The 1,903-nt window shown below is 59.8% G+C and carries 1 protein-coding gene; it reads left to right on the top strand.

From position 1 onward, the window contains the following. Positions 1-1,694: ATP-dependent nuclease (locus N866_RS18475; protein WP_155855487.1), on the top strand; the 1,694-nt coding region annotated here is incomplete at its 5' end. Positions 1,695-1,903: the final 209 nt, after the last annotated feature.

Below are 1,903 nucleotides of genomic sequence, written 5' to 3'. Positions count from 1 at the left end.
CTACACCCTCATCTGCGAAGAGCCGTTATAAGAATCTAGCTGAAGGCTTCGAGCTAACTTTCGACCATCCGGTGACGGCGATCGTCGGGCCGAACGGCTCCAGCAAGAGCTCGATCCTTCGAGCGATCCAGGGGTGCCCTGACTCGTACAACGTCGGCAATTACTGGTTCTCGACTGCTTTGGATGTGATCGGCAACCAGCCTAGTCGCTACATTCACACCTACAACCTGCCGTCAGGCGCCTCCGCGGAAGTGATCAAGTCCAGGGTGCTCCGGAAGGGGCGCCGCCCGGACTACTTCGAGACCTCAGCTCCGCGCCTCCGTGACGGGATGCTTCCGATGCCGAAGATGGAAGAGACTCCCCAGGAGGACCTCCCCTTTCGGTCGGCCACTCGTTGGAAGTCTATCGAGAAGGACGTCGTCTACGTCGACTTCCGACAGGAGCTCTCTGCTTACGACATTTACTTTCACTTCGGTGTCGAAGGCAAGGGAGCCATGTCGCTCGCGGACAAGAAGAGCCTCATTCGTCGACGAGCGAAGCACATTTCTGCAGCGATGTCGTCTCGGGTTCCGAGCTACAACTACTACGGCTCGGACAGGATCGTGTCTCGATCTCGCGATCTGAGTCGGGAACAGGTGGCTGCCGTCTCCCGCATACTGGGTCGCGAGTACCAAGCGATCAGAATTATGCGACACAGGTTCTTCGGCGTCGAGGGTGCGACGGCGAAACTGCGATCGGAAAGCTTGGAGTACTCTGAAGCCTTCGCAGGCAGTGGAGAATTCGCGGCAGTCGTTCTTGTCGACATCGTTAGCGCGGCAGCCGATAAAGCTCTCGTGGTCTTGGATGAGCCAGAAGTTTCACTTCATCCCGGGGCGCAAAGAGAACTGATGCGGTACGTGGCTAGGCAGGCGGTTCTGAAGAAGTTGCAGGTTGTCGTCTCGACACACTCGCCGTCCATCATCGCCGAGCTGCCCAAGTCCGCCATCAAGGTCGTTGATCAAGTTGGCGGAAAGGTCCACCTGGTGTCTCACGAGACCTCCCCCCAAGAGGCGTTTCAGCGCATTGGCCATGAAGGCTCACCCTCACGCGTCTACGTCGAGGACCCACTCGCCCGAGCCATCGTGGAGAGGGCAGCGAGGCTCGTAAGTACGGACTTGGCTCGTTCTCTCGATATCGAGGTCGCTCCGGGCGGTGCAGGCACGATCATGACTCGAGTAGTGCCGGTCCTTGCGTCAGTTGACGCGGACGTTCTGGTTGTACTGGATGGTGACCAGGCTCCCTCCGCTGAACTGAAGGCGTCGTCCTCGGTCTCGGATTCCGACCTAGAAGAGGAACTTGGTCGGCTCGGGTTGAAGGACAAGCATCTGTTGCGCAACGGCGGCTCAGGTGACTCTGGAGAAGAGGCTTTAGCGCGGCGGCGACAAGTCTACAGCTGGATTGTAGACAATGTGCGCTTCTTACCAGGCTCCTCACCGGAGAGTCTTCTCGGTGAGATGTGTGGCGAGCCTATTTCGGAGGGTGTTGACGCGAAAGCGGCCTGGCTCAAAGTGGCACGGGCTGAGCTTGGTCTCGAGGACGGGGAGCTGGTGCCAGCGTCTGAGATCTTGGCGACACAGAAGCGTCGTCTCGCAATGGTCGAGGGCAGCACGCATCCGATGGCCGAGGCGATGCGACTCATCCGGGACCGCTTCTGATCGGTCATCGAGGCGGGGAAGCCCGTGAGCGTGCTCTTGTGAGTCGATTCACCCCTCGGCGCTTGCGGCCCTCGAGCGCCAGCGTGGCAGTTGGCCAGCGAGACTGTGATGTCGCTGAGGACCACCAGTCGCCTCAAGGGAGCGGCCCTGGGCCCGTTCGCCCCAGGATGTAGCGACGGATTGTTGGCTCTTCGCAGATGAGGGTGTAG

Origin of the sequence: Actinotalea ferrariae CF5-4, from assembly GCF_000603945.1 — a bacterium.
GTDB classification, from domain to species: Bacteria; Actinomycetota; Actinomycetes; order Actinomycetales; family Cellulomonadaceae; genus Actinotalea; species Actinotalea ferrariae.
This window is presented reverse-complemented; position numbering and strand designations above follow the sequence as displayed.